This window comes from Mogibacterium pumilum, from assembly GCF_002243385.1.
Taxonomy (GTDB): Bacteria; Bacillota; Clostridia; order Peptostreptococcales; family Anaerovoracaceae; genus Mogibacterium; species Mogibacterium pumilum.
Map to the genome: position 1 here is coordinate 131,691 of NZ_CP016199.1, position 2,158 is coordinate 133,848.

General features: G+C 46.5%; 1 protein-coding gene. It reads right to left on the reverse strand.

All coding sequences use genetic code 11. The features are described 5' to 3' along the window. Positions 1-94: 94 nt before the first annotated feature. Complete coding sequence (gene ltrA / locus AXF17_RS00650; protein WP_237049005.1) at positions 95-1,450, reverse strand: group II intron reverse transcriptase/maturase; 1,356 nt, start codon at positions 1,448-1,450, stop codon at positions 95-97. Positions 1,451-2,158: the final 708 nt, after the last annotated feature.

Below are 2,158 nucleotides of genomic sequence, written 5' to 3' on the forward strand. Positions count from 1 at the left end.
AATAGGGTAGAGCGAGGGCGTTAGCCCTCAACCCTCCCGTTGCACCGTACGTACGGGTCTCGTATACGGCGCTACATCAACATAGAATCAAGCGTTAATTCAGATAATACGCCAAAGGGTCGACCAATCCCGGTCGGCTCTTTGTCTTTTTGCCAAGTATCGTTGGATTGAGCAGGAAATTAATATCCCGAATAGTAGCCATTCGGTACCATCCCTGCCTTGCGTTTGCCACGCTTAACAATCTTTTCTCCTCAAGGCCACATTCCTGAATCCTATTCAGAGCCATCAGGTTCTTGAATATGGTCTTCGGCTTTTTCCACTGTTTGAGTATCACTACTCTCACCTTGTGCCTCAGCCATTGTCCATATTCATCAAGAAAGCCTTTCATGCTACCGATTCTGTAGTAGTTTATCCACCCCCGGATGAGCCAGTTCAGTTGCATAAAGGTAGACTTTATGGTTCGCGCAGCCGCTTTCTTCCGACAAAGAATCTCACGAGTCTTCTCATAGAGTTTCTTCTTTCGGTCTTTGGCAAGCCTGCACTTCCAACCGTCTTTGCTCTTCCAGAATGTGAATCCCAGAAAGTTACTCTTCGTAGGTCTTACTACCTTTGTCTTAGTGGCACTGACTCTCAGCCGAAGTTTGCGCTCCAGCCAGCTTGTCACAGACTTCATCACTCTGTCTGCCGCCATTTCACTTTTCACGAAGATGTCGCAGTCGTCAGCGTATCTGACAAAATGAAGTCCCCTTGATTCCAGTTCCTTGTCGAGCTTGTCAAGGTAGATGTTGGATAGTATAGGTGAAAGAGGTCCACCTTGCGGTACCCCTTCTTCACTTGGGCTTACCAAGCCATCTTCCATGACTCCAGCTCTTAGAAACTGTCGAATCAGTCGTAGCGTTTTCGCATCATTAATGCGTTCTCTGAGTATTGAAATTAACTTGTCATGGTTTACCGTGTCGAAATACTTCTCGATGTCAAGGTCTATCACCCACTCATATCCCTCGTTGAGGTATTCGAGGGCTTTCTCTATCGCTCCATGGCAATCTCTGTTCGCTCGGAACCCATAACTATGGTCACTGAAATATTTGTCATATCCCAGAGACAGTATCTGTGCTGTCATCTGCTGTACAACTCTGTCTGTGACTGTCGGTATTCCGAGAGGTCTCTTCTTGCCGTTGGCTTTAGGTATGTAGACCCTTCTTACCGGACTCGGCCTGTATTTACCTTCACGTATCTGAGTCTTCAGCTCTTCCCTATGAAGAGTAAAATACACGTCAAGTTCATCTACCGTCATCCCATCGACTCCGGCTGCACCTTTGTTTCGCTTGACGTTCTTGATTGCCTCGTCAATATTCCTGTCCTGTAATATCCATTCGATTAATTCCACTTGTTGCTCCTCTTTCTGTTCGTAAAACTGCCGGAAATCATCCCCTCTACCTTTTGCCTCCACAGACTTACGTTTCTGCTTTCAGAGCATATCCTCGATTTCGGATTATTCCGACCTTGCTTGCAGTGATTTGCAATACATTGACATTAGACCCTTCCCGTTCGTGCTCCCGGTACTATGGTCTAAGCTGACTCCCGGACGCAAGCCTTTTCCGCACGTGTTTCCACGCCGTCCGGGTCTCCCGGGGTAAGACATAGTTCTTTCGCCACACAACCTCCGGATTTACTGTCTCGGTGATACGTTTACCTTTTGGGCTTCGGTTTGTGTAGCAACCTCACCCACCGTTTAGCCTTGTATCCGGTTTCTGTTCGTAGGCTCGATGGCTTTGCTACACCGCTTCCTTCACTTGAGCATTACTGCTTTCCGCTTGCGGTTCGCTACACTTGGCGGTAAATACCCGTGACTGGACTCTCACCAGTAAGAACTGTGCCATGCCCGGCACACCGACAAAAGGTCGGTAGCATATGCCACCGACCTTAATACATCTAAAAGTTCAGGTTCTATAAATTCTTTTGGGGTTTAGGAGGTACCTATCCATTTCATTGTGGTGTTTTAAACCCCTACCTATACACTTGTTGGGGTAATAAAAAAACACCCCAAAAAAATCAATGTTGTCCCTGACAAGGGGTACACATCATAATTTGGATAATCTAAAAAGGACGGAGATTTAACCATGATTAGTTAAATTCTCCGTCCTTTGTTGTTCCTCAA